This window comes from Rhodoplanes sp. SY1, from assembly GCF_046000175.1.
GTDB lineage: Bacteria > Pseudomonadota > Alphaproteobacteria > Rhizobiales > Xanthobacteraceae > Rhodoplanes.
In genome coordinates this window covers 1-23,037 of sequence record NZ_JBEOMB010000107.1, presented here as the reverse complement: position 1 = coordinate 23,037, position 23,037 = coordinate 1, and the positions used below count along the sequence as shown (strand labels likewise).

20 protein-coding genes are annotated in these 23,037 nt (G+C 65.5%); 9 read left to right on the top strand and 11 right to left on the bottom strand.

Going from position 1 to position 23,037, the window contains the following annotated elements; all coding sequences use genetic code 11:
* From ABTU92_RS23045 to ABTU92_RS23035, 3 genes are all read right to left on the bottom strand, one after another.
* The coding region (locus ABTU92_RS23045) for a helix-turn-helix domain-containing protein (protein ID WP_408093962.1) at positions 1 to 222 on the bottom strand (222 nt) is incomplete at its 3' end.
* Positions 223 to 501: 279 nt separating this feature from the next.
* A complete protein-coding gene (locus tag ABTU92_RS23040; RefSeq protein ID WP_408093961.1) occupies positions 502 to 3,294 on the bottom strand; it encodes a cation-translocating P-type ATPase in 2,793 nt (930 codons plus the stop codon).
* Positions 3,295 to 3,588: 294 nt separating this feature from the next.
* Positions 3,589 to 4,059, bottom strand: a complete 471-nt coding sequence (locus tag ABTU92_RS23035) for a MarR family winged helix-turn-helix transcriptional regulator (protein ID WP_408093960.1) — start codon at positions 4,057 to 4,059, stop codon at positions 3,589 to 3,591.
* Positions 4,060 to 4,594: 535 nt separating this feature from the next.
* Here ABTU92_RS23035 and ABTU92_RS23030 point away from each other — a divergent pair.
* From ABTU92_RS23030 to ABTU92_RS23020, 3 genes are all read left to right on the top strand, one after another.
* On the top strand, positions 4,595 to 6,511 hold the full coding sequence (locus ABTU92_RS23030; protein ID WP_408093959.1) for a DUF4914 family protein: 1,917 nt from the start codon (positions 4,595 to 4,597) through the stop codon (positions 6,509 to 6,511).
* Positions 6,512 to 6,514: 3 nt separating this feature from the next.
* Positions 6,515 to 7,441 (top strand): hypothetical protein, encoded by a 927-nt coding sequence (locus ABTU92_RS23025; protein ID WP_408093958.1) that lies wholly within the window; start codon positions 6,515 to 6,517, stop codon positions 7,439 to 7,441.
* Between the two features lie 299 nt (positions 7,442 to 7,740).
* On the top strand, positions 7,741 to 9,165 hold the full coding sequence (locus tag ABTU92_RS23020) for a pyruvate kinase (RefSeq protein ID WP_408093957.1): 1,425 nt from the start codon (positions 7,741 to 7,743) through the stop codon (positions 9,163 to 9,165).
* Between the two features lie 186 nt (positions 9,166 to 9,351).
* Here ABTU92_RS23020 and ABTU92_RS23015 read toward each other — a convergent pair whose 3' ends face one another.
* The gene (locus tag ABTU92_RS23015; protein WP_408093956.1) at positions 9,352 to 12,060 is read right to left on the bottom strand and encodes a phosphoenolpyruvate carboxylase; all 2,709 of its coding nucleotides are present in this window, start codon (positions 12,058 to 12,060) and stop codon (positions 9,352 to 9,354) included.
* A gap of 141 nt (positions 12,061 to 12,201) precedes the next feature.
* Here ABTU92_RS23015 and ABTU92_RS23010 point away from each other — a divergent pair, with 141 nt between their 5' ends.
* The gene (locus tag ABTU92_RS23010) at positions 12,202 to 12,972 is read left to right on the top strand and encodes a hypothetical protein (RefSeq protein ID WP_408093955.1); all 771 of its coding nucleotides are present in this window, start codon (positions 12,202 to 12,204) and stop codon (positions 12,970 to 12,972) included.
* Positions 12,973 to 13,248: 276 nt separating this feature from the next.
* Here the strand turns inward: ABTU92_RS23010 and ccrA are convergent, their stop codons facing one another.
* Positions 13,249 to 15,483, bottom strand: coding sequence for a crotonyl-CoA carboxylase/reductase (gene ccrA, locus ABTU92_RS23005; RefSeq protein WP_408093954.1), 2,235 nt, complete (start codon positions 15,481 to 15,483; stop codon positions 13,249 to 13,251).
* A gap of 482 nt (positions 15,484 to 15,965) precedes the next feature.
* Between ccrA and ABTU92_RS23000 the strand changes: the two genes are divergently transcribed.
* Positions 15,966 to 16,193 carry a hypothetical protein gene (locus ABTU92_RS23000; protein WP_408093953.1) on the top strand — a complete coding sequence of 76 codons (228 nt, stop codon included), beginning with the start codon at positions 15,966 to 15,968 and terminating at the stop codon, positions 16,191 to 16,193.
* A 503-nt stretch (positions 16,194 to 16,696) separates the two neighbouring features.
* The gene (locus ABTU92_RS22995) at positions 16,697 to 18,007 is read left to right on the top strand and encodes a tyrosine-type recombinase/integrase (protein WP_408093952.1); all 1,311 of its coding nucleotides are present in this window, start codon (positions 16,697 to 16,699) and stop codon (positions 18,005 to 18,007) included.
* Here the strand turns inward: ABTU92_RS22995 and ABTU92_RS22990 are convergent.
* From ABTU92_RS22990 to ABTU92_RS22970, 5 genes are all read right to left on the bottom strand, one after another.
* On the bottom strand, positions 17,908 to 18,276 hold the full coding sequence (locus ABTU92_RS22990) for a hypothetical protein (protein ID WP_408093951.1): 369 nt from the start codon (positions 18,274 to 18,276) through the stop codon (positions 17,908 to 17,910). The genes ABTU92_RS22995 and ABTU92_RS22990 overlap by 100 nt on opposite strands.
* 47 nt (positions 18,277 to 18,323) lie before the next feature.
* Complete coding sequence (locus ABTU92_RS22985; RefSeq protein ID WP_408093950.1) at positions 18,324 to 18,818, bottom strand: hypothetical protein; 495 nt, start codon at positions 18,816 to 18,818, stop codon at positions 18,324 to 18,326.
* Between the two features lie 131 nt (positions 18,819 to 18,949).
* Positions 18,950 to 19,858 carry a hypothetical protein gene (locus ABTU92_RS22980; RefSeq protein WP_408093949.1) on the bottom strand — a complete coding sequence of 303 codons (909 nt, stop codon included), beginning with the start codon at positions 19,856 to 19,858 and terminating at the stop codon, positions 18,950 to 18,952.
* Between the two features lie 206 nt (positions 19,859 to 20,064).
* A complete protein-coding gene (locus ABTU92_RS22975; RefSeq protein ID WP_408093948.1) occupies positions 20,065 to 20,304 on the bottom strand; it encodes a helix-turn-helix domain-containing protein in 240 nt (79 codons plus the stop codon).
* Between the two features lie 204 nt (positions 20,305 to 20,508).
* Positions 20,509 to 20,745 (bottom strand): hypothetical protein, encoded by a 237-nt coding sequence (locus ABTU92_RS22970; RefSeq protein ID WP_408093947.1) that lies wholly within the window; start codon positions 20,743 to 20,745, stop codon positions 20,509 to 20,511.
* Between the two features lie 326 nt (positions 20,746 to 21,071).
* Between ABTU92_RS22970 and ABTU92_RS22965 the strand changes: the two genes are divergently transcribed.
* The 3 genes from ABTU92_RS22965 (at position 21,072) to ABTU92_RS22955 (ending at position 22,726) form a co-directional block, all read left to right on the top strand.
* The gene (locus ABTU92_RS22965; protein ID WP_408093946.1) at positions 21,072 to 21,581 is read left to right on the top strand and encodes a hypothetical protein; all 510 of its coding nucleotides are present in this window, start codon (positions 21,072 to 21,074) and stop codon (positions 21,579 to 21,581) included.
* Positions 21,578 to 22,228, top strand: coding sequence for a hypothetical protein (locus tag ABTU92_RS22960; protein ID WP_408093945.1), 651 nt, complete (start codon positions 21,578 to 21,580; stop codon positions 22,226 to 22,228). The genes ABTU92_RS22965 and ABTU92_RS22960 overlap by 4 nt, the downstream gene beginning before the upstream one ends.
* A 156-nt stretch (positions 22,229 to 22,384) precedes the next feature.
* Positions 22,385 to 22,726: a hypothetical protein gene (locus ABTU92_RS22955; RefSeq protein WP_408093944.1), complete on the top strand. Its 342-nt coding sequence runs from the start codon at positions 22,385 to 22,387 to the stop codon at positions 22,724 to 22,726.
* Positions 22,727 to 22,738: 12 nt separating this feature from the next.
* On the opposite strand, the gene ABTU92_RS22950 is transcribed toward ABTU92_RS22955, so the two are convergent.
* Positions 22,739 to 23,037, bottom strand: a 299-nt coding sequence (locus tag ABTU92_RS22950) for a type II toxin-antitoxin system VapC family toxin (protein WP_408093943.1), incomplete at its 5' end; no start/stop codon positions are given.

Here is a 23,037-nt window from a genome sequence, read left to right as displayed (position 1 = left end):
GGCGATCAAGCCCAGCAGCCAGTCCGCGTGCTTCTCCAGGGGCGATCGGCTCCCTCCGGAGGGTTTGGCGCGCGCACTGCCCTCGTCGCGCCAGCGTTGCAGCCACCGTACCGCCGAGCTGACGCTCACATCGAAGCGCTCCGCGGCCTCCCGTCGTGACGCTCCCGCTGCGACGGCCTCGATCACCCGTGCGCGCAGGTCAGTCGAATAGGCTCGTGACATCGATCGTCTCTTCCCCGACGAATCAATGTCGACAGACGCTCCCAGCCCACCCGTCCAGGGAATCCCCTGCGATTCAGCCCCAACGAAAAACGCTCTAGGCCAACCGCAGGCATCCCCTCCTCCGGTTGGTTATGCCTTCGATGAGATCGCCCATTGCGGCCCGACGTGCGGCTGGGGCCGCCCCCGGTTTCTCCAGCAAGGATGATCGTGCTGTATTAACCGGTGGTCAGGAGGATGTTGACGGACGTGGCGACCGGCGCGCGCTTTCCGACTACCGGCTCAGGATCGTCTTCGATTGCGGATCCACTTCTCCACCGAGATCACCGGCAAGATGATCGTACCGGCCGCCGCGCTGACCAGAAGCGATTCCGCCGGTAGCGGGAAGGTGGAGAAGACCGCCTGCAGAGGTGGGGCGTAGATGAACAGCGCCTGCAGGGCCAGGACAGCGCCGATGCCGATGAACACCGTCTTGTTGCTGAAGAAGCCGATCCTGAAGATGGAGTCCTTCAGCGAGCGGCAGCTCAGCATGTAGAAGACCTGGAACATGATCACCGTGGTGACGGCCATCGTCTGCGCCTCGCTCACGATCTGTGCCTCGGTCAGGCCGGTGGTTGCGCGGGCGGCCATCTCCAGATCGTATCTCCAGAGGAAGAGCCCCACGGCCCCGGCGCTCATGAGCGCGGCGGCCAGAATCGTGCGGACCGCCACGAACCTGTTGAGCACCGGCTCCTTCGGATCCCGCGGCGGGCGACTCATGACGTCCGGCTCCTTCGCCTCGAAGGCGAGCGGCAGGGCGAGCGCCACGGCGGCGACCAAGTTGATCCAGAGCAGCTGCGTCGGCAGCATCGGCAGCAGCAGGTCCTTCACCACCTGCCCGTCCACCGTCTTGTCCACCAGCGGGAAGAACGCGACCGCAAAGATCAGGATCAGCGCGAGACCGAGATTGGTGGGCAACACGAACGCGAGCGACTTGACGAGGTTGTCATAGACCCTGCGACCTTCTTCCACCGCCGCGGCGATGGAGGTGAAGTTGTCGTCCGTGAGCACGATATCGGCGGCCTCCTTGGAGACCGAGGTGCCGGTGATGCCCATCGCCACGCCGATGTTCGCCTGCTTCAGCGCGGGCGCGTCGTTCACCCCGTCGCCGGTCATTGCCGTCACCTGGCCGTCGTCCTGCAGCGCCCGCACGAGCTTCAACTTGTGCTCGGGAGCGACACGGGCGAAGACGTTGTGGTCCTTCACGATCTCGCGCATCGCGGCGGCGTCCATCGCGGCGAGCTGGGCGCCGGTCACGGCCTCGGCACCGGGCTCGGCGATGCCCAGCTGCTCGCCGATGGCCCGAGCGGTGCCCTTGTGGTCGCCGGTGATCATCTTGACCGTAATGCCGGCCCGGTGGCAGGCCCGAATGGCGTCGATCACCTCGGTGCGCGGTGGATCGATCATCGCCTGCAGGCCGATGAACGCGAAGCCGTGCGCGCAATCTTCCATGGCCAGTTCGGCCCGCGCGCTCCGCTTCTCGGCGAATCCGAGCACGCGCATGCCCGCGTTCGCGAACGCCTCCACCTGATCGATCACCGCGTCGTGGTCCACGTTTTCGCAGCGCCTCAGCACGACCTCGGGCGCGCCCTTGAGGATGATCTTCCTGCCCTCGCCGCCCCACTCGTGGAGCGTGGCCATGAACTGGTTGGCGCTCTCGAACGGGATGGTGTCGAGGCGAGCGTGGCGCTCGCGGGCGTGCGCGGTACGGATGCCGAGCTTCTCGCCGGCGGTCACGAGCGCGCCTTCGGTCGGGTCACCGGTGATCCCCCAGCGGCCGTCCGTCTGCTCCAGGGTGGCGTCGCAGCACAGGACGCCGGCCAGCAGCAGGGTGTGCACGTCGTCGGGGGCGGCGGAGAGGTGGTCGCCATCCTTCGAAAGGCGTCCGACGGGCTCGTAGCCCACCCCTTCCACCCGGTACGCGCCCGATCCCGGCAGATGGAGCGCCTGCACCGTCATCTCGTTGCGCGTGAGAGTGCCGGTCTTGTCCGAGCAGATCACGGTGGTGCTGCCCAGCGTCTCCACGGAGGGGAGCTTGCGGACCACGGCGCGGCGGACGGCCATGCGCTGCACGCCGATGGCGAGGGCGATGGTCACAATGGCGGGCAAGCCCTCGGGAATGGCGCCCACGGCCAGCGTGATCGCGAAGATGACGGACTCGCGCAGGCCGGTCAGCGCGTCGACGCCGCCTTCCAGCACCGCCCGGACCGTGCCCACGAACAGGATCACGGCCGAGATCGCCGCGATGGCGGCGGTGAGCACGATGCCGATCTTGTGCAGGGCGATGCTGAGCGGGGTCGCCATCGCGGTGGTCTCGCCGAGCATCGTGTTGATGCGGCCGAGCTCGGTGCCGTTCCCGGTGGTGGTCACCACGCCCAGGCCCGTCCCGTAGGTCACCAGCGAGCCGCTGAAAGCCATGCTCCTGCGGTCGCCCAGGCCGGCGCTCTCGGCCACCGGCTCGGTCGTCTTCTCCACCGGAACCGACTCGCCGGTCAGCGCCGCCTCCTCGATCTGCAGCGTCCGCAATTGAAAAAGGCGCATGTCGGCGGGCACCTTGTCGCCGCTCTGCAGGAACACCACGTCGCCGGGCACCAGCTCGGCCACCGGCACCTGCGTGCGCTTGCCGTCGCGATGCGCCATGGCGAATTCCGGCACCATCGCGCTGAGGCTCTCGATCGCCTTGCTCGCCTTGTACTCCTGCGCGAAGCCGATCGTCGTGTTGATGATCACCACCGCCAGGATCACGAGGCCGTTCTTGATCCCGTCCACCGGATCCACCAGCATCGCGATCACCGCGCTGCCGATCAGGATCCAGATCAAGGGGTTGTTGATCTGGCCCCAGATCAGCTCCATGACCGAGGCGCCGCCGGCCTTGTCCAGCACGTTGGGGCCGTGCCGGGCCAAGCGCGTCCTGGCCGCGTCGCTCGTCAGTCCGTTCCGAGTCGTGCCCAGCGCCGACAGCACCTCGTCGGGCGCCCGGCTGTGCCATGGGCGGTCGTCCGGTGCCTGAGAGATCGTGTCGAGAGAAAGCACCATTGTTGCGCTCCTCATTGCGCGAATGCGCCGTCCTTGGCCCGGGCCTCCACATGAGGTCGCGGTGGTCTTGCATCGCCGTGTCCGCGTCGGGCGACGGCGTGCCTCGGGCGGGTCCGTCGCCGGACCGTGCTGACGCCCGAATGCCGCTCGGGAGCTACTCCCCAGCGCATCCTGTCGAAGTACGTGCCGTTTGTCGTGATGTCGAGTTCAGCTGGGGTTCGTTGTCTGCTCCTCTGGATGGAGGATCAGGTCTGACGTCGTCGTATCCGAGCGAATGCCGCCGACAGACGTCCGTCATGGGTCGTGACCTCTGCCCGTTTCTTCGGCTCCGAGCGCAGCGGTGATGTTGCTCTTCACAATGGCGAGCTGGTGATCGAGCAGGTGCTGCTGTTCCTCCGTCAGACCCTGCACCATCGTATGCCGCGTGCCGCGCACGACCGTGGCCACCTCGGCGATGCGGGGGAGCGCCGCCGGCAGGACGTGGACGCGCCAGACCCGGCGGTCGGAGGGCGTCGGTTGCCGCTCGATCCAACCGCCCTGCTCGAGGTGATCGAGCAGGCGCCCCGCGGTCGGTTTCTCGATCTCGAGCTCCTCGGCGATCTCCGACTGCGTTCGTCCGTCCTGCTGCCCCAGAACGGCGAGCACGGCCCATTGCGCCTTGGTCAGTCCGAACGGCTGCAGGCGGCGGTCCAGGAGCTTGCGGTGCAGGCGCGCGGTCTCGGCGATCAGGAACCCGAGGCCTTTGTCGTTGTCGTCGATGATCATGCGTTCAGCTCGTATCTTTGGGCATTGCTGCGGCCTGTCACGTCGGCCGCGGCTCGTCCACGACTATCGACAAGCAGTCATATAGTAAGCTAGCTTATTATAGTCTAGCTGGTGACTTGGATGAGGCACTGAACGGCTCGAGTGCATCGGAGTTGTTCTCCGAATAGAACGAATTTACATCAGCACAATTTATCATTTTCATTGTCTACACTCGAAGAACGTCGGAAGATCAGATTGTATTTCAACGTATAGTCATGCAATCGATAAGTCGATATGCTTCATATTGAAAAACGGTAGGGTCCGACGGGTGTTGTCTTGCTGAGGACGGCTCGCAAATGCATTGGCGCTGCGAAAGAAAGTGTCATGAAGACGGTTCTGTGAAAAGCGGCGCTGTCGAGACATCGAGCCGGCGCACGAGCGCGCACGGCCTCGTGTCCGTCATCGGCCCGCCCACAGCCGTCCCAGGGACACGGCCGGCCCGGACAGCAAGCATCCGATTCGATCCACCAGAGGTCACCTGATCAGAGGGCACACCATGCAAGTCCGCCAAGCCAAGCTCGAGCCGGCACCGATCGCACCGTTCGTCCTGCCTGCCGAGGTCGAGGAGATTTTCGCAGCCGCACCGTCCGTCACGTTCGCCAGCACGGTCCAGGAGCTGACGGCGCTCGCCACGCGCGACGCCGTCAACGGCTGGCAGGAGGTCGCCTATGACGTGCCCGGCAAGGGCCGCGTCGTCGAGGCCGTGGTCTGCCGGGCCAAGAACGGCGTCGTCGCCAACTACACCGAGCTCTACATGCGTCGGCGCGACCCGGACTGCATGGTGATCGGCGACCAGCGCCCGACCGACAAGCCGCGCTTCGAGGAGCGCTTCGGCGGCCCGTTCGAGCCGCTGCGCCGGCGCACCATCGAATGGCTGAAGACCCAGCCGCTCGCCGCCTTCGCGTTCCATGCCGGCCGGCCCGGCAAGGGCACCGACGCCCTCGTCGTCGCACCCGACAACGCCGGCTTCTTTGCCCTCGGCCTCGCGCTGCTGCAAGGCATCCTGCGCACCGACGAGATCCCCGAGGGCTTCTCGCCGAAAGCCGTGATCTATGTGGCGCCGCCGTTCCGCCACACCGACTTCGACGGCAAGCAGATCGTGGTCCACCGCCGCACCTCCGGCGGTCACGAGCTCTACAGCTACAATCTCTATCCCGGCCCGAGCGCCAAGAAAGGCATCTACGGGGTGCTCCTCAATATCGGGGAGCAGGAGCACTGGTTGACGATGCACTGCTCGACCGTGCGGCTGGTGACGCCATACGGCAACAAGCTCGTCATCTCGCACGAGGGCGCGAGCGGCGGCGGCAAGAGCGAGATGCTGGAGCACGTCCACCGCCGCAGTGACGGCCTGCTGCGGCTCGGCCTCAACCTCGTGACCCACGAGGAAATCACCGTGCCGCTGCCGCAGGCCTGCGAGCTGCTGCCGGTCACCGACGACATGGCGCTGTGTCACCCCTCGCTCGACAAGGGCCGGGGCAAGCTGACGCTGATGGACGCCGAGAACGCTTGGTTCGTCCGCTGCAACCATCTCGACCACTACGGCACCGACCCGCACCTCGAGAGGCTGTGCATCAGCCCGCCGGAGCCGCTACTGTTCCTAAACGTGCAGGGCCATCCCGGCGCCACCTGCCTGCTGTGGGAGCACACCGAGGACACCCCGGGTGTGCCGTGTCCCAACCCGCGTGTCATCATTCCGCGCAACATCATCCCGCGGGTGGTGGAAGGTCCGGTCGACGTCGACATCCGCAGCATGGGCGTGCGCACCCCGCCATGCAGTGCGGATCTTCCGACCTATGGGATCATCGGCCTGTTCCATCTTCTGCCGGCCTCACTCGCCTGGCTGTGGCGGCTGGTCGCCCCGCGCGGCCATGCCAACCCGTCTATCGTGCAGACCGAAGGCATGACGAGCGAGGGCGTCGGCTCCTATTGGCCGTTCGCCACCGGGCGCCGGGTCGACCAGGCCAATCTCCTGCTCAATCAGATCATCGAGACGCCGGAAGTCCGCTACGTGCTGATCCCGAACCAGCACATCGGAACATGGGAAGTCGGCTTCATGCCGCAGTGGATCACGCGCGAATATCTGGCGCGGCGCGGCGGCGCCCACTTCCAGGCCAGCCAGATGAAGCCATCGCGCTGCGCGTTGCTGGGCTTCACGCCGGGCTCGATCGTGGTCGAGGGCAAGACCATCGGCAGCCAGTTCTTCCGGGTCGAGAAGCAGCCCGAGGTCGGCACCGCTGCCTACGACGTCGGCGCCGAGATCCTTGCTGCGTTCTTCCGCCGCGAGCTCGAACAGTTCCTGGTGCCGGATCTCCTGCCGACCGGGCGCCGGATCATCGAGTGCTGCCTGTCGGGCGGCAGTGCCACCGACTACCTCGGCGTGCTCGACCTGCCGCTCTTCGACCCCGAGGAGTGAGATTTGGAGCAGTTCGACTACAAGTTCCGCAAGGTCTACCAGCCGGCTTTCGACAAGGTCCCGGCGGAGGCGCGCGCGCATCTGTTCGGCGTCGACTACGTCCACATGCGCGGCAAGCAGGGCGGCGACTTGTTCGTCACCCGCCACGGCTGGGGCTGTGTCGAGTCGATCCTGCCGGAAGCGTGGTTCGTCGACGAGCGGTTCCGCAAGGTCGGGCGTGCGCTCGCCGGTGCCACGGGCGCCGTCTATCGCGTGCCGGTGGCGCACCGGGCGCGATCGAACTTCGCGCTGGTGGTGAAGTTCAGCCGCGCCGCGCAGGACACCAGCATCACCGTGCTCGACGACGGCCTCCATCTCGATCGACAGGAGAAGGCGCGCGTCGAGGAGGCGGAGTTCCTGTCGCCGTTCGAGGAATTCGGCAATGTCGTGCGGCTTCGCGCGGCGGCGAGATCGGCGATCCCGACCAAGCATCCGCTGGCGATCTATTCGCCGCCGACGCGCTATCTCGATTGGCAACTCGGGCGCAACTCCGGCATCGCCTGGCGCATGAACCGGGCCCTCGAGGCGTCGCAGCGCGGCGTGCCGGAGGAGCGCCGCATCCGCTACGACTGGGAGCGGCTATACATCCTCCTGTACCGCTGGATCGACGGCTTCGACGCCGAGGCGGCGATGAAGAGCGGGGCGATCTCGCGCGAGACGATGGAGGCGCTCGGCCAGGAGGCGCGCAACGAGCTGCGCCGTTTCGGCTGGATGGTGTGCGACCACAAGCCCCGCCACGTCATCATCCGGGCGGCTCGCTCCGGCCGCGGAATCCTCGCGAGCGAGCGCCGGATCAGGTGGGCGCTGATCGATTACGAGCTGCTCGTGCTCCGCGAGCCCGCCGGCGCGAGCGTTCCGACGGAAGAACCTGCTCGCCGCGTTTCGGGCTGACTGGCAAGACACGACCGACAAGACATGACCGACAGATCGACGATGGGCCGATGCGTCACCGGTCGGCACGGGGCCGCCGCGGTTCCGCGGCTGCCGACGCAGCCCGATCGAACGTCGACCGGACGAGACCGACCGGGCACTACCGCGTCCGACGGTGAGCTGGTCAGGCACAGCCAGTGGCGGATCCGACCTTGACCCTCGATACGACTCCGCCGTGCGCCGGTGCAAACGCAAGCCGCATCGCCTCCCACCTCACGCTGGAGTCGGATGCCGCCGCTCTCCTTGCGGCGGTGCATACCGTGCGCGCCGTGGTGATCGAGCGATCCGCCGGCCTCCTGGCCGGCTGGTCCGCGGCGCTCGATCGCCCGGCCTTCGCCGCCGGCGCCACCAATCTCGCCCATTATCTGGCGCTGCGCAGCCAGGACCTCAGCGCGCTGCAGCCGCGGCTCGCCGCCCTCGGCCTGTCGTCGCTCGGCCGCAGCGAGGGCCGCGTTCTGGAATCGCTCGACGCGGTGGCGGCGACCCTCGCCCGCCTCGCCGGCGTGGACGGCCCGCGCCATCCCGACCGCGCCGCCTTCGGCGCGGGCGCCGCAGCCCTGGCGCGTGAGCAAGCCGCCGTGTTCGGTCCGGACGGGCGCGGACGGCTGACACGCATCCTGGTGACGCTGCCGGCGCGCGCCGCCGAGGACGCGCCGTTCGTCGCCGACCTCGTGGCCGCGGGCGCCGACTGCGTGCGGATCAACTGCGCCCACGATTCGGCCGCGACCTGGGCGGCGATGATCGCCAATGTCCGGGCCGCGACGGCCGCTGGCGCGGGCGCCTGCCGCGTGCTCATGGACCTCGGCGGGCCGAAGTGCCGCATCGTCGAGATCGCCGCGCCCGGGACCACGCGCCTGCTGCGCGGCGACGTCTTCGCGCTGGTCGACCGCATGCCCCGCACCGCGCCGCGCCGCATCACCGTACGCTCCAATGTCGACGACCTGGTGAGCCGCTTGCGTCCGGGCTTGCCGCTCTATGTCGACGACGGTCGCATCGGCGCCAGCATCGAGGAGGTTTCGGCCGACCGCGCCCTGATCCGCGTCGAGACCGTCCGCAGCAAGGGCCTGAAGCTGCGCGTCGACAAGGGCTTCAACATTCCCGGCCTCGATCTCGGGCAGCCGGCGATCACCGACAAGGATCTGATCGACCTCGATTTCGTCGCCGGGCAGGCGGACATCGTGGGATGCTCCTTCGCCCAGCATCCAGCCGACGTCGCGCTGATGCAGCGCGAGCTGACGATGCGGCGCGGCGACCGCCCGCCGCAGCCGCTCGTGCTGAAGATCGAGACCCCGCTCGCCGTGCGCAACTTGCCGGAACTGATCGCGCAAGGCGCCGGTCGTCAGCCGCTGGCCGTGATGATCGCGCGCGGCGACCTCGCCGTCGAGCTCGGCTTCGGCCGGATCGGCGAAGTGCAGGAGCAAATCCTGTGGCTGTGCGAAGCCGCCCATGTGCCGGTGGTGTGGGCGACGCAGGTGCTGGCAGGACTGGTCGCGGAGGGGGCGCCGAGCCGCGCCGAGGCGACCGACGCCGCCATGGCCCAACGCGCCGAGTGCGTCATGCTCAACAAGGGCCCCTACCTGGTCGAGGCGGTGCGCTTCCTCGACGACCTGCTGCGGCGCATGGATCGCCACCAGCACAAGAAGACGCCGCAGCTCGCCGCGCTCGACGCCTGGAGCGCCCTGTGACCGCCGGCGCACCCCGCCGGGTCGGACAGGGAGGCGACCGACGCTTGACTCTCGCGTGTCGCCATCGAGAGCCCGTCCGGTGTGTGCGTGTCACCATCCGGTGCCGAGGCGTGCCGAGCTCTCGGCCGTGAACACATCGGCGTGAGACGCGCGGCGCCCTCGTCGCTCACGACCCGGATGAGCGGCTCACCCCGTGGTCTTCTGACCCATGGCGATGGCGTTGACGGTGAGGAGGAGGGCGTGCAGCGTCGCGTCGTCGTCGCTCCGTCGCCAGTCGCGCAGGAGGCGCACCTGCTCGGCGTGCAGCCAGGCGAGCCCGCGGGCGCGCAGCTCGAGCGTGCGCACGAGGCGCGGGCGGCGCTCCGCCGCCGGGCGCCCGAACAGCGCGCGGAGCGCGTGGCTGGCGAGCGCGTGCTCGGCGAGAATGCGCGCGAGCAGCTGTTTGCGTAGCGCAGCGTCCTCCACCAGCGAGGCGTAGTTGCGCATGATGTCGGTGTCGGCCATCAGGAGGCTCGCCTCGACATTGTGCAGCAGGTAGTCGAGAAACGGCCAGTCCGGCAGCGCGGCGCGGAGCCTGACGAATTCGTCGGGGCGCTCGCGGCGGAGCGCGTCGAGCGCGCTCCCGACGCCGTACCAGCCGGGCAGATGGAAACGCGCCTGGCTCCAGCTGAACACCCACGGGATGGCGCGCAGGTCTGCCAGCGAGGGCTGCCCCGTGCGGCGTGGCGGGCGCGAGCCGATCTGGCTCTCCTCGATCGCGTCGACCGGCGTCGCCTGCCGGAAGAAGGCGACGAAGCCGTCGGCCTCGACCAGCGCCCGGTAGGCGGTGAGGCTCGCCGCCACCACCTCGCTCCACAGCGGCGCGAGCGGGTGGGCCGGCGCTTCGCCCGCGGCGTGCAGCATCGCTGTGCGCAACACGCCGGCGGCGAGCCGCTCGAGGTGCAGGCTGGCGGTGACGCGGTTGGCATAGCGCTGGGCGATGACCTCGCCCTGTTCGGTCACGCGCAGCCGGCCGGTCAGAGTGCCGGCCGGCAGCGCGGCCAGGAATGCGTCCGTGGGCCCGGCGCCGCGGCCGATGGTGCCGCCGCGGCCGTGGAAGAACTCCAGCTGGACGCCGTGCTTGCGCCCGACCCGGGCGAGGCGCGTCTGCGCCTGATGCAACGCCCATTGGCTGGCCAGGATGCCACCGTCCTTGTTGCTGTCGCTGTAGCCGAGCATGACGGTGCAGCCGGGCTCGGCCCAACCCTCGCGGTTGCGCGTATACGCGAGCGTGCGCGCCGTCAGCGGATGGGCGAGGAAGGCGTCGAGGATGGCGTCGCTGGCGTCGAGGTCGCGAATGGTCTCGAACAGGGGAACGACCATCATTTCGCACGCCGGACCGTCCGCGGTGTCGGTCAGGAGGCCGCCCTCGCGCGCCAAGAGGTACACGGCGAGCAGGTCGGCGACGCCGCGCGTCATGCTGACGATGAACGGGCCGAGCCCCGCCATCCCGTGCCGCTCGACATGGATGCCCAGCATCCGCATCAGCGCGACCGCCTCTGCCGCTTCGCCGGCGAGCCGCGTGTGGGCGCCGGCGAAGGGACGCGGGCTCGCGAGCTCGCGATCGAGGAAGGCGAGCTTCTCGGCCTCGCTCCAGGCCGGATAGTCGGTGCGCTCCGCGCCGCCGGCCGCGAGCAGCCCGGCGATTGCGCGGTCGTGGAAGGCGCTGTTTTGGCGAAGGTCGAGCCGCGCGAGCGTGAAGCCGAATGTCGCGGCCTGCGCAGCGAGCGGGCGGACATCGATGTCGGCCACGACGTCCGCCTGCACGATGCGCAGCCCCGCTTCCAGCGCGCCGAGGTCATCGACCAGTTCATGCGCGGCGGCGTAGCCGCCGGACGCCCCGGCGACTGTGCGTTGCAGGCGCGCGCCGAGCAGGTTGACATATTGTCGCCAGGGTTCGTCGGCGTTGCGGGCGAGCGCCGGCTTGGCGGCCTCGCCGAGCCCCGCGATCAGTGCCCCGAAGCGCTCGCGCAGGCTCGCAGGCATCGGCTCCGGCCCCGCGGCGAAGCTCAGTCGCGCGGCGAGCCGCGTCAGTCGCTCCGTCATGAGCCGCAGCGCGCCCGCGCGCAGGCGGGCCAGCATGCCGGCGGTGACGTCGGCAGTCACGAACGGATGGCCGTCGCGGTCGCCGCCGACCCAGGTGCCGAAGCGCAGCCGCGGCAGCGGAGGCGGCGCGCTGCTGAAACTGGTGCGCCAGGACTGCTGGAAGCGCAGGTCGGCGAGCTCGACGACGTCCGGGAACACCGTCTCGAAATAATGCAGAACATTGACGATCTCGCTCTGCACGTCCGGCCGGGCGAGGAAGATCTCGCCGGTGCGCCACAGCCGCGCGATCGCGGCCGCCGTGCGCCGCTCCAGGATCGCCGCCTCGAGGTCGGTCATGGCGCGCGTCTCGCGCTCCAAGAGCAGCAGATAGAGGGCGCGGTGATGCTCGAGGACGGTCGCGCGCTTGGCCTCGGTCGGGTGGGCGGTCAGCACGACCTCGCAGGAGCTGGCGGCCAGCGCGGCGCGAATGGCCGGCTCTGAGCGGCCGCGCGCCTCGAGGTCGGCGAGATTGCCGCCCCACAGGCCGGGCTCGCTCTCGTGGCGGCGACTCCCTCGGCGGCGCATCTGATTGGCGGTGTTCTCCTCGACGATGTTGAGCAGCTGGAAGGCGATCGACAGCGCCTGGCAGCGCGCCGCCGAGTCGTCGTCCGGCTCGGTCGGGAGGTCGGCCGGGTCGAAGCAGCGGCGGAGGAATTCGGCCACACCCGCGCTGCCGTCCTCCGCCAGCACGCGGCGCAACAGTCCGAGCAGATGCAGGAAGTCCGCCGACCACTTGGCGAACTCCTCCTCGAGGTCGGCGGAATCAGGCATGGCCGCTCCTGCTGTCGCGGTAATCCTCGAGAGCCTACCGGGTCGAGACGGCAGGCACCAACGCGGCCAATCGCCCCGCGTCCGTCACGACGGCGCGCGGTCGCTCACCACGAGCCGTGGCCGCGAACTGGGGCAGCGGATATGGACGACCGCGCCCACGTCTCCGTCGTGACCATTCCTCGCACAGCCGGCGAGATCGCCAGCGCGGTGATCGCGATGCCGGTCGACCCGGCCGGCGGCGTCGAGTACGGCCTCGTCATCCTCGCGGTGGTGATCATCAACTCGACGATCGGCTTCGCGCAGGAGTACAAGGCGAGCAAGGCGATCGAGAGCATCGGCGCGATGGTGCCGGAGTTTGCCACCGTTCAGCGCGACGGCAGGCGCGTGCAGGTACCGGCGGTCGAGCTGGTGGTCGGCGACGTGGTGTTCCTGCAAAGCGGCTACAAGGTGCCGGCCGATAAGCGTCTCTTGGACTTGCGCGCGCTGCATATCGAGGAGGCGACCCTAACCGGCGAGTCAGTTCCGGTGGAGAAGGTGACCGAGCTGATGGCCGAGAACGCCGGGCGGGGCGACCACCGGAACATGGCTTTCAGAGGCTCGCCGGTGACCTATGGTGCTGGTCTGGGCGCGGTGACCGCCACCGGGAACGGAGCCGAGCTCGGCCGCATCGCCCCGATGCTCGACGAGACCACCGCGATGGAGGCTCCACTCAGCATCGCCCTGCACAAGATCGGCATCGTGCTCACCGGCGCTGATCGTTTGGGTGGCGCCGATCGGGGTCGGCCGCAACGCAAAGTTCGGCGTGGCGAGCCCTCCGGCTGGGCTCGAGGGTTGAAGCATCGGGGGTACGACGAACGAGAAGCATCCAACGTCGGGTCCTACCGTAAGGGATGGTGGCGCCGATCGAGCTGAACGAAGATGCTGTGGTCGCGCGGTACAAGCACAACGCATATGAGGAGAGGCGTATTCACGGCGTGGGTCTCCCTCGGACACGACCGTGGGCTTCCGCGCCATCCAGCCGGCCTTCGACGCGCCACCCGGATCCGCGCGCATCACAACGTCCATCGCCCCGTTAGCCGAAAGTGTCATCGCTGGCCGACGAAAAGATCCCGGAGCGGCCAATGCCGACCCGGGGACAGGTTTCGGTTCGAGTCTCGGCGCGGACCGAACGCATTTGATTCGATGACCTCATTCGATCAGGGTCTTGCGGACCACATCGGTCATGGAGAGGACCCCGACCGGTCGGCCGTTCTCGGTGACCACCAGCCGATGCATGCGCCGCCCGGTCATCAGGCTGACCGCCTCGCTCAGAAGAGCGTCCGCGTCGCAGGTCGCGCAGCCAGGCGTCATGATGTCTCGCGCCAGCAGGGCGCGCGCTTCGTCCGAGGTCCGGCCCTGGCGGGCTAGCACAAGGTCGGTCTGCGAGACGACGCCGACCGCTTTGCCGCCGTCCATCACCACGACCGCATGGATGTCGTTGTCGATCATCGTCTTGGCGACGTGACCCACGGTGTCGGTCGAGGCGCAGCCGATGATACCGCGGTGCATCAGCGCAACGACCCTGGTGCCGTCATCCGCGATCGTCACCGGCGTCACCGGCCCGGCTTCGGCGACACTCGGCAGCGGGATCGACATCGGATAGGGATGCGGAGTCGTGTGGACATCGTCTCTCGGCATGACCGGGTGTTCCAACGCGATCGGCGCCTTGGCGGTCACCCCGAGGCCGAACTCCTTGGCGCCGACGAGCACCGCCATATTTCCGTGTGGATGCTTGTTCTCGTACATCAATTGATGGGCGAGCGGGATTTCGTCGTAGGTGAAGGCCCGCGACAGACAGGGATCCAACTGGCCGCGGAACGCGAGCTGGTTCATCTCGTTGGACTGCACCGTGTTGGCGAAATGCGACCCCTGCAGCCGCTTCTGCCGCATCCACAGATAGCGCAGGTCGACGGTGGCGTTGTAGCCGGTCGTGCCTGCACACACGACGACCATGCCGCCGGTCTCGCACACGAAGATCGAAGTCGGAATCGTGGTCTCGCCGGGATGCTCGAACACGATGTTCGGGGCCCGCTTTTCGCCCAGCACGTCCCAGATCTTCGACCCGAACGCGCGGACGCCCATCAGCCACTTCGCATAACCGGCGTTGTCCTTCCAGTGCGGCAGCAGCCCCCAGTGTTCGAACTCGTTGCGGTTGATGCAGCCCGTCGCGCCGAGCTTCATGCAGTAGTCGAACTTGTCTTCGCCCGACACTACGGCGACCGAGGTCGCGCCCGCCGCCTTGGCGATCTGGATCGCCATCGAGCCGAGGCCGCCCGCGCCGCCCCAGACCAACACGACATCGCCCTTCTTCACGGCGTTGACGCCCCAGCCGTGCAGCATCCGCCAGGCGGTCGCTGCGACCAGGGTGTAGGAGGCCGACGCTTCCCAGGTCATGTGCTGGGGCTTCGGCATGCACTGATGGGCCTTGACGCGCGTGAACTGCGCGAAGCTGCCGAAATTGGTCTCGTAGCCCCAAATTCTGAACGTCGGCGAATACATCGGATCGCCGCCGGCTTTGACCCACCGGCAGTCCGGGCTGTAAGTCCCGCAATGCAACACCACTTCGTCGCCGACGTCGACATTGGTGACGTTCTTGCCCACCTTGTAGACGATGCCGGACGCGTCACTACCGCCGATATGAAACGGCTCGGGCTCGCCGGCCTTGTTGCGCGCCGCGATGACGTTGATGGGGACACCGAGCCCGGCCCACACATTGTTGTAGTTGATGCCGGCCGCCATGACGTAGACCAGCACCTCGTCGTCGGCGATTGTCGGCGTGTCCACGACCTCCTTCTGGAACGCCTCCAGCGGCGTGCCGAACCGTTCCGCCCGGATCAGCCAGGCGTGCATCTTGGCGGGAACGTGTCCGAGCGGCGGAGCTTCCCCGATCTCGTAGAGTTTTTTCGTACTTCCAAGCGTCGACTGCTGGGCGACAGCAGACATTGCGATCCTCCAATCGTTGGTTTCCAGCGGGCAGGGGTGATGATCGGGAGCCGACTTGGCCTCCCCGCATTCAATCCGTGGGGCGAACGACGTCCTCGTGCGCCAGCTCCCAACGGTCGGGCGAACGCCACAGTCGTGAGCGCAGAAGCTCACGCTCGAAGATGACTTCCTTCGGGAGTCGGTCGAAGAACTTGTCGAACTGTTCTTCGTGGACATGCGCCTGCTTGGGGGCCCCTCGCGGCCGGACGCCACCAGGGCGCAGAAGGTGTCGTCCGGATAGTCAAGGCCCGCCCATTCGAGGTCCTCGTGGCACGATCGATCGTGCTCCTCCTTCGAGCCATCCACCCAGGCGGCCTGATCGGGCTTGTACAAGGCAGCCATCTCGTCACCCCAAGTGTGCAGCCTGGCGTTGACTGTCGGGCTGATCGCGACGGCATCCATTGATCTCGCGCTTCGAGTTCCCGGCGATCGAGGATTCGATTGCATCGCGCACTCTCTCAATGGCCATATATTTGATTATCGGCTAGCGCTACACAAAGTATGAAGATCATATACATCAATGACGGTCTATTTGCAATTTTTTATACTATCACGTTATTTTATATTATTCGTATTCATTTCAACAGTCGAGACAGTATATTTGACGCCCACAGAAAGACGAGCCGGCACGGCCATCAGGAACTTCCTCGAATCACTACAGTAAGCAAGCTTACTATATGCTTGCGAACCGACCAGGAGCCAGCACGGCGACTATCGAGTCGGGTATTGCCGATGGGAGCCGCTCCGCTGTACTCGGGAACCGATCGATGATTGTCCGTGAGGACGACGAGGGCCTGGGTTTCCTTGCTCGGCGACGCCGCACGGTTGCTCCGGACGGGGATCGAACGCCGGCTGCAGCCCTTCGGCCTCACGCGGCGCGGGGTGTGCTGGCGAAGCTCGCCGCCGCAGAGTTCTTGCGTAACGTCGTCGAAGCGATCTCTGACAAGATCCACGCTATGTCGACTTGGCAACGGCATCACGTTCGCCGACCTGCCGAAGAGCAGGTCAGGCCTACCGCAAGGTTCGGCCTGCACGTCTTCGACCGCATCTGCAGCGAGCACGGCATCGATCGTTGCCCGACCGAACTGCCATTCGCTGAGATCAGCAAATGAACCCGGCGACCCCCTCACGCCCCGCACCATACTGGTCGCGATCGGTCGGAACGAGTGGTCGTGATCCGTGACCAAACTGACATGCACGATGCCGCTGATCGACAAGCGGTCGTCAACCCGCGGCTTGCCCCGCGTTGCTATCGGCAGTTACAGGAACAATCGCTCGCGGAGGTCGGCGAATTGATTGGCGGACGACGGGCGCAATCGACGGTTCCGGCGTCGTGTAGAGCGTCGTCTCATAGGGCGATGGCGAACGAGTAGTGCCCATCTTCGTCGACCGTGGCGCGCCATCAACGCTCATCACCCGCTCCATCGGTTCATGAGCCAGGCATGACCGGAGTGCCTCCAGCCGGAGGCACAAAAGTTGAAATTACAAAGAATTACAATTGGCTGGCGTTTCGCTAGCGGTAAGATTCGGTCTTGCATCGCAGACCGGAGCCGAACCCTGTCGCCAAAAACGACCAACAAAACGCGCAACAATCCGTCCAACTCGGGAGGGAGTCATGCCTGACTTTCTCACCCGTCGGAACGGCACCTGGCATTTCGTCCGCCGCGTCCCGAACGAGTTCCGTGCGCTCGACCCGCGCGGCATCGTCAAGCACACGACGAAAATCCGCATTGCCTCCGACCGCAATGGCCGCCGGGCGGCCCGCGTGGCAGGTAAGCTGAACGAGGCGCTGGAAGCCTATTGGCAGGAACTCGCCGAGCGCCACGCGCTCCGAGAGTACAACGGCTATGAGGCGGCCAGACGCCGGGCACGAACGCTCGGCTTCGATTATCTCGAAAACACGCAACTCCTGATGCTCCCCGCCGAGCGTCGGCTGGAAAGGCTCGAAGCCCTCGTCCTGAACGGGATGGCGAACGACGCTGGTGCCCGTGCCGCCCTGCTCGGCACCGAGAAGCGGCCTCCCTTCATGCTCTCGAAGCTGTTCGTGGAGTACGAAGCCGCCACCAAGGACGAAACCAAGGACTTCTCGCCAAGCCAGCTTCGCGTCTGGCGCAATGGGCGGGAACGCGCCCTGAAAGAGTTCGTCAAGCTGATCGGCGACAAGCCGGTGACCGACGTCACGGTCGACGACGGCATCGATTATTGCGAGTGGTGGCGCGAGCGCGTGGTCTCCGGCGAGACGAACGCCAAGACCGGAAACAAGGCGATCGGCCAACTCAGCCGGATGCTCAAGGAAATGAACATCCGGCGGCGGCTCAATCTGCCCGATGTCTTCAAGGGCCTGCGCCTTAAGGGCGAGGTGGAGAAGTCTCGCAGCCCCTTCGAGGCGGAGTTCATCCAAAAGCGGCTTCTCGCTCCGGGGGCACTCACGGGCCTGAACGAGGAAGCGCAGCTTGTCCTGTGGGTGGTCGCCGATACCGGCTTGCGGCTGTCCGAGGCGGTTAACCTTCAGCGTCACTCGATCCATTTGGATGCGCCGATCCCGTATGTGGAGGTGCTGCCGGACGGAAGACGGCTGAAGACCGAGGACTCACGTCGCGAAATCCCGCTGGTCGGGACGGCACTGGCCGCGTTGAAACGTCGCCCGGACGGATTCCCGCGCTATCGCGACAAGGCCTCGTCACTCTCGGCGGTGGTGAACAAGTATCTCGATACACACGGCCTGCGTCCGACCAAAGACCACACGGTTTATTCCTTGCGCCATAGCTTCAAGGATCGTCTGGTCGCTGCCGAGGCTCCGGACAGCCTCATCGACAGCCTGATGGGTCACCGGACCGGCAAGCCCAAATACGGCAAGGGACCGCCGCTCGAACTCAAGCTCAAGTTCTTGTTGTCGATCGCCTTCACCCCGCCCTCCCGGCTGTAGGCGGCCAGAAGCCGACGTGCGCGTTCCTTGACGTCTTCCTTGCGCCGAAGCTCGTCGAGCTCGGCCTCGAATTTCTCGTACATGGGAACGTGCACGTCGCCGTCGATCTCGATGAAATAGGCGAGCAGGAGCAGAGCGCGTTCCATGCGCTCGATGAGGGATTTTTGCTGCGGTTCCTGCGTTTGCACGATCGTCGTCAGGCTGCGGTTGCTCGCGCTTCCATCAGAGCGAGATCGGGTCCAGCTTTCCAGAGCACATGCCTGCGGCATGCAACGGGTTGCCGGAAATTCCGTCCGTTTCTCTGAAGCGCCAACAATCAAACGGTCGCAACCGGAGTCCGTTGGCGCGATTTCCGCCGCGTTCCCGACCGGGGCCGTTTGCCGGAAACGGCGGAATTGTCGGCTGATGGCTCCTGAACCGGATCACCTGTCACGGCAATGGCGAGCGCGACTTCCGGCTTCGACAAGAGAAGCTTGCTCTGGTCGTTGCCATCAAGATCGCGCCATAGAAGCCGCGTGAGATAAGGCTTCGTTGGCGTGAAGCCGTCAACGGGCTTGAACGTCTCAACGCTGAACCGGACGCGCGGATTCACCGCGACCGGCTCGTCTGGAAGACCGCGAAAGCCGTGGTCGTTCGCGAACACCTCGACCGTTTCCTCGATGAGAAAACTGTCGCGGTTGATCAGAACAACCCGTGCCTTGAAATCGCGGGACGTCTGGATTTTCGGCGTTAGTCCTGGTTCAAACAGCTCGACAAGAGCAATATGGTCAGCAGGTATAAGTCGTTTTCCAATTGTGAACATTTCCGTCATTGCGGCCTCCTGTGTGGGTTGAAATAACCGTTACAGAAAACCGCAGGACGATATTCGCGACCAGATGGGCCCTTTGTTATAAATAATTAATTAGACGATCGATCACTCTGTTCGATAGAATTTTCGGGACTTCACGCTGCGTCACTTCTCGAATGCCCCCTCGCCGCTTGCAAGGGCTCAAGTGCCTCAGCAAATCCATGAATTTTGTCGTCATGAACAGCGAGGGGAAGCACATCAGCCCAAACCGGCAAGCAGTTGACGCCGAGGTTTGCGAGAAGCTCTTCCATCTGCCGCCTCACCCCCGGGACCCGCCAAGGAGTAGCGCCATCATCCCAATAGTGGACCTGCTCGCGGAAGCGAATCCAAAGAGAGGGGTCGAGCCGCTCGGGCGGGTACCCCTGCCGAATGCGCCACATTGGCTTGTAGTCTCGCGCAAAGAGCACCTTCGCCCCATCCACCTCGATCCAGTGGCCATAGGGCAAATAGAGACGCATCGGCAGAAACAGCGGCGGCGGATCACGCGGCGAGATGAACTCGAAATCCGCGACGCCTCCGATGTTCTTATGTGTGACGATTGAGGTCGGCTTCCCAAACGACCGGAGGATGACGACTTCACCGTTCCACCCGGCAGATTTAACGACTCCCACCGCCCCGCGCGAACGCTTCGCGGCGGGCGGAAGCACCGTTTGCTTCCAACAATTAAGGCGAAGATCAATTTGATCGGCCAGCGATACAGGACGGCTCCCTGTCAAGTGAGAACCGGCGAGAGCGTATTGCGCGTCACCGTCGGTCACGCCTGCCGTCGCCGCGAGTTTTAAAACAAGTGAGGTGTTGCGTGCGATATAGGATGCCTGATTGAGATTTTGATCGAGTACGAACGGCGTCTCACCTGCATGATTTCTTTCGAAATCATGCCAATCGTCATAACCACAAATCCGGGCTACAGCTGCCCGCACGGATGACAGGGGCAAACCGAGTTTGCGCGCGATGATCTTCGAAGACTTTTTCGGACGAGTAAAGTCAGGAAACGAAAACCGCATGGTCATTCTCCCAATAGCGCCTGAAGCGGGTCTGTCCACTGGACCTGATGGCGCGATTGAAAGTGGCCATGGTCGAGATAATCTCACTTGCCCCTTGGGCTTCGCCATTGTGGACGGCGCGGGAGTGGCTCCGCACTTCGATAAGTTGGGAGCAAATCGTCCGTGTGTCAACACCAGGCCATAAGGCACCGAAAAAAGACGATTAGTCAGCATCCGACTGATTTGATCTCGAACAGTATTGGGATCGGAACCCCGAGCGCTGTCGCGGCTCGGTAGAGCTGCGCCGCCGAAATCCGGTTCAACCCCCGCTCATACTTCTGAACCTGCTGGTACGTGACGCCGATCGCCCTGGCCAAGGCGCTTTGCGACAGCCCCCGCCGCAACCTGTAGAAGCGGATATTGCGCCCGATCAGCAGGTCGAGGGGATCAGGCGGCTTTCCGGGCACGGCCCCTCCCCGCTCTGCCATTCACCGTTGGCTCGGCCTCCGCTGATTTCCAGAACCGCGCGGCGAAGGACGCCTCTTCCGGGCCGCATGCATCGGCATAGATGGCCGTGGTGCTGATGCGCAACGGCGGGGACACAATGGTCATTGTGTCCCCAATGGGCGCAATGGCGGTTCAAATCGTAATCCGCTCCCCCTCATCCGGCGTCATTTCGTCGTGGCGGTGGTCGCGGAGCCGGTTGGCGCGGGCTCCGCTGTTGCGATGGCATTTTCGCATGTGGTTATGACGATGGGGCGGCGGTCATCTTCGGCCTGTCGAATGACCGCTTCCAAATGGGCCGGGACAACATACCAGCTGTTCATCCCCACGAACGAGACTTTGACCGTGCCCTCGCGGACAATCACCTTTCGAACCTCGGCGCGGATTGGTGCGGTCTGTTTCATGGTGTCGCCCCCTGCTCTCTCCATCTCGTCGGCATCAGCTTGCTGGCGCGGTGGCCTTCTGCGGCATGCCGCTGATGTCATGCATGCCTCGATGCCCGTGGAATCCGCTTGCCGATCAGCCTTCCTGCCGGGCCGCGCGACGTCGAACCATGATTGCGCTCCGATCGGGGAGCGGAGAAGGTCGGCAATCGTGCACACCGATCAACTTTTGTTGCGTTCTCGGTTCAGACTCTGCCGAAGGATTCCTGCGCCCCGTACTCTGGTCGGCGTGACATGTGGCACGGCGGGAGCGCGTTTCACCAATCCATTTTTTCGAGGAGAGCGTGATGGCAGACTTGTCGCGTCGTTCCGTGCTGGAAGGGCTGGGCGCGGGCGTGCTGATGGCCCTGTGTCCTGCGACACTGCAAGCGGAAGCGCCGCTCCCGCTGCGCTCGGTCGAGGAGTGCTTTGGCCCCCGGCGCATAGCGCGGATTGCTGAACTGTGCCGTGGCGCACCCGTGCGCGGCAGCATGGCGCGGGTCATTACGAACGCGCGGGACATCTATAATCCACGCCTGTACCAGATGCTCGACGATGATGGGCGGTTTCGGATGCTGCCGGAATACAGGCGGGCCATCACGCTCGCCATGAACGGCTACGAGCCTGTGCGGTTCGAGGTCGGGGCCGAAAGCTGGCGGAAGGTGCTGGCCGGAGAGAGCATCGACGACACGGTCTATTTTCTGGCGTGGCGGATGCGCGTTCCTGTTCCGAATTTGATCTCTCACGATTACACGCCCGATGGTCGCGGGCTCATCACCTACAAGAATCAGCCGACGCCTTACGGAGAAGAGGAGTGATGTTGCCCGCCTCGCGCCGTGCCGTGCTCGCTGGCATCGGTTCTGCTCTGGTGGCCGCGTTCGCGCCCGCCCCCGTGCTGGTGGCGCTGCCACAGCCCATGCGCTCGCTCGAAGACATCATCGGACCGGAAAGGCTGGCCCGTGCTCACTATCTCTGGAATCTGCGGGAGTGGTTGTGGAGCGGCGGGGACACGATGCTCGACGAGCATGGGCGTTTCAACATGGCTCCCGGCTTTCGGGCGGCGCTGACGGCCATCATGAATGGCTGCGATGCCGCCGAGTTTGTGAATGCCGATTATGATGTGGAGGGAATCAAACAATATAATCAGAACGAAACCGTGCTGGCCGTCTTCTCACAGTTCGGCCTGCTGCCCCCGAAGCTCGGTTATGGTCACTTCGGGGCTTGCTGCACGGAAGAGCGGCGCGACGCCTTCACGGTCGGGGATAGCTGGAAGCGCCTCGGCTGGCCGGAGCCGCAGCGCATCGCGCAAAAGGAATGGCATCCCGATCCCGAATGGATGATGACGGGGAAAGCCACCGAGGAGACGCCCTTCCTGCTGAAGCACATCACGCTTGATGCGGGATGGGGTGAACCGGATTTCGGGGACCGCTACCCGAAGAGGCTGGGTCTTTTCCATATGGACTGACTGGCCCCGCCGGACGACAGTGTGCGTCGAGAAGCGATAGAGTCTCGTCCACGCCGGGCTGTGGTGAGGCCAAATTTGTTACAAACAATTTTCCCCGCAGACACGAGAAGAGGCCTTGGCGTAGGGTCCGGCGGTTGAGCACCGGCAAAGGAGCCTATGAACGAAACCGACACACCCACTGTCAGAACGCCGAGCGCGGAAGGCGAATTCCCCGCCATCGCTGATCCGGCGAAGCCGAAGAGCGCAGCGCTGTCGATTGCGGGCGACATTCTTGCCGGTGCAGAGGCAATCGCCGAATTTCTGTTTGGTGACCGGAGGCGCCGCCGGAAGGTCTACAATCTCGTGGAAAGCGGGCAGCTGCCGGTCTTCCGCCTCGGCGTGAACATCTGCGCCCGAAAGAGCGTGCTGCTGGACTGGATCACGCGGCAGGAGCGCGGCGAAGCAGCCGCGCCTTCAATGCTCTCCAAAAGCGGAGACCACACAAGTCCGCTGCGGTGATGGTTGGAGTGCTCAGGTGCAGATAGAAATGTCTGTTGCCGAAAAGTCTTCGCCCTTGAAGAGCAGCGGAGCCTTCATCGACTTGGCCAGCGCGTAGGCAACACAGTCGCCGAGGTTGAGACGGGCTTTCGGATGGATGCCTTTGCCGAAACGGCTGTAGGCGTCGAGTGCCGCAGTGATCTGTGGTCCTGCGAAGGGCACGACCTCGATACCCAGTTGGTCAATCAGCGCGGTAAGTTCGAACGCCGTCTCCCATCCCCGTCGAGCCCCGATCACGATGCCAGTCTCAAAAATTGTCAAGCGACATCCGG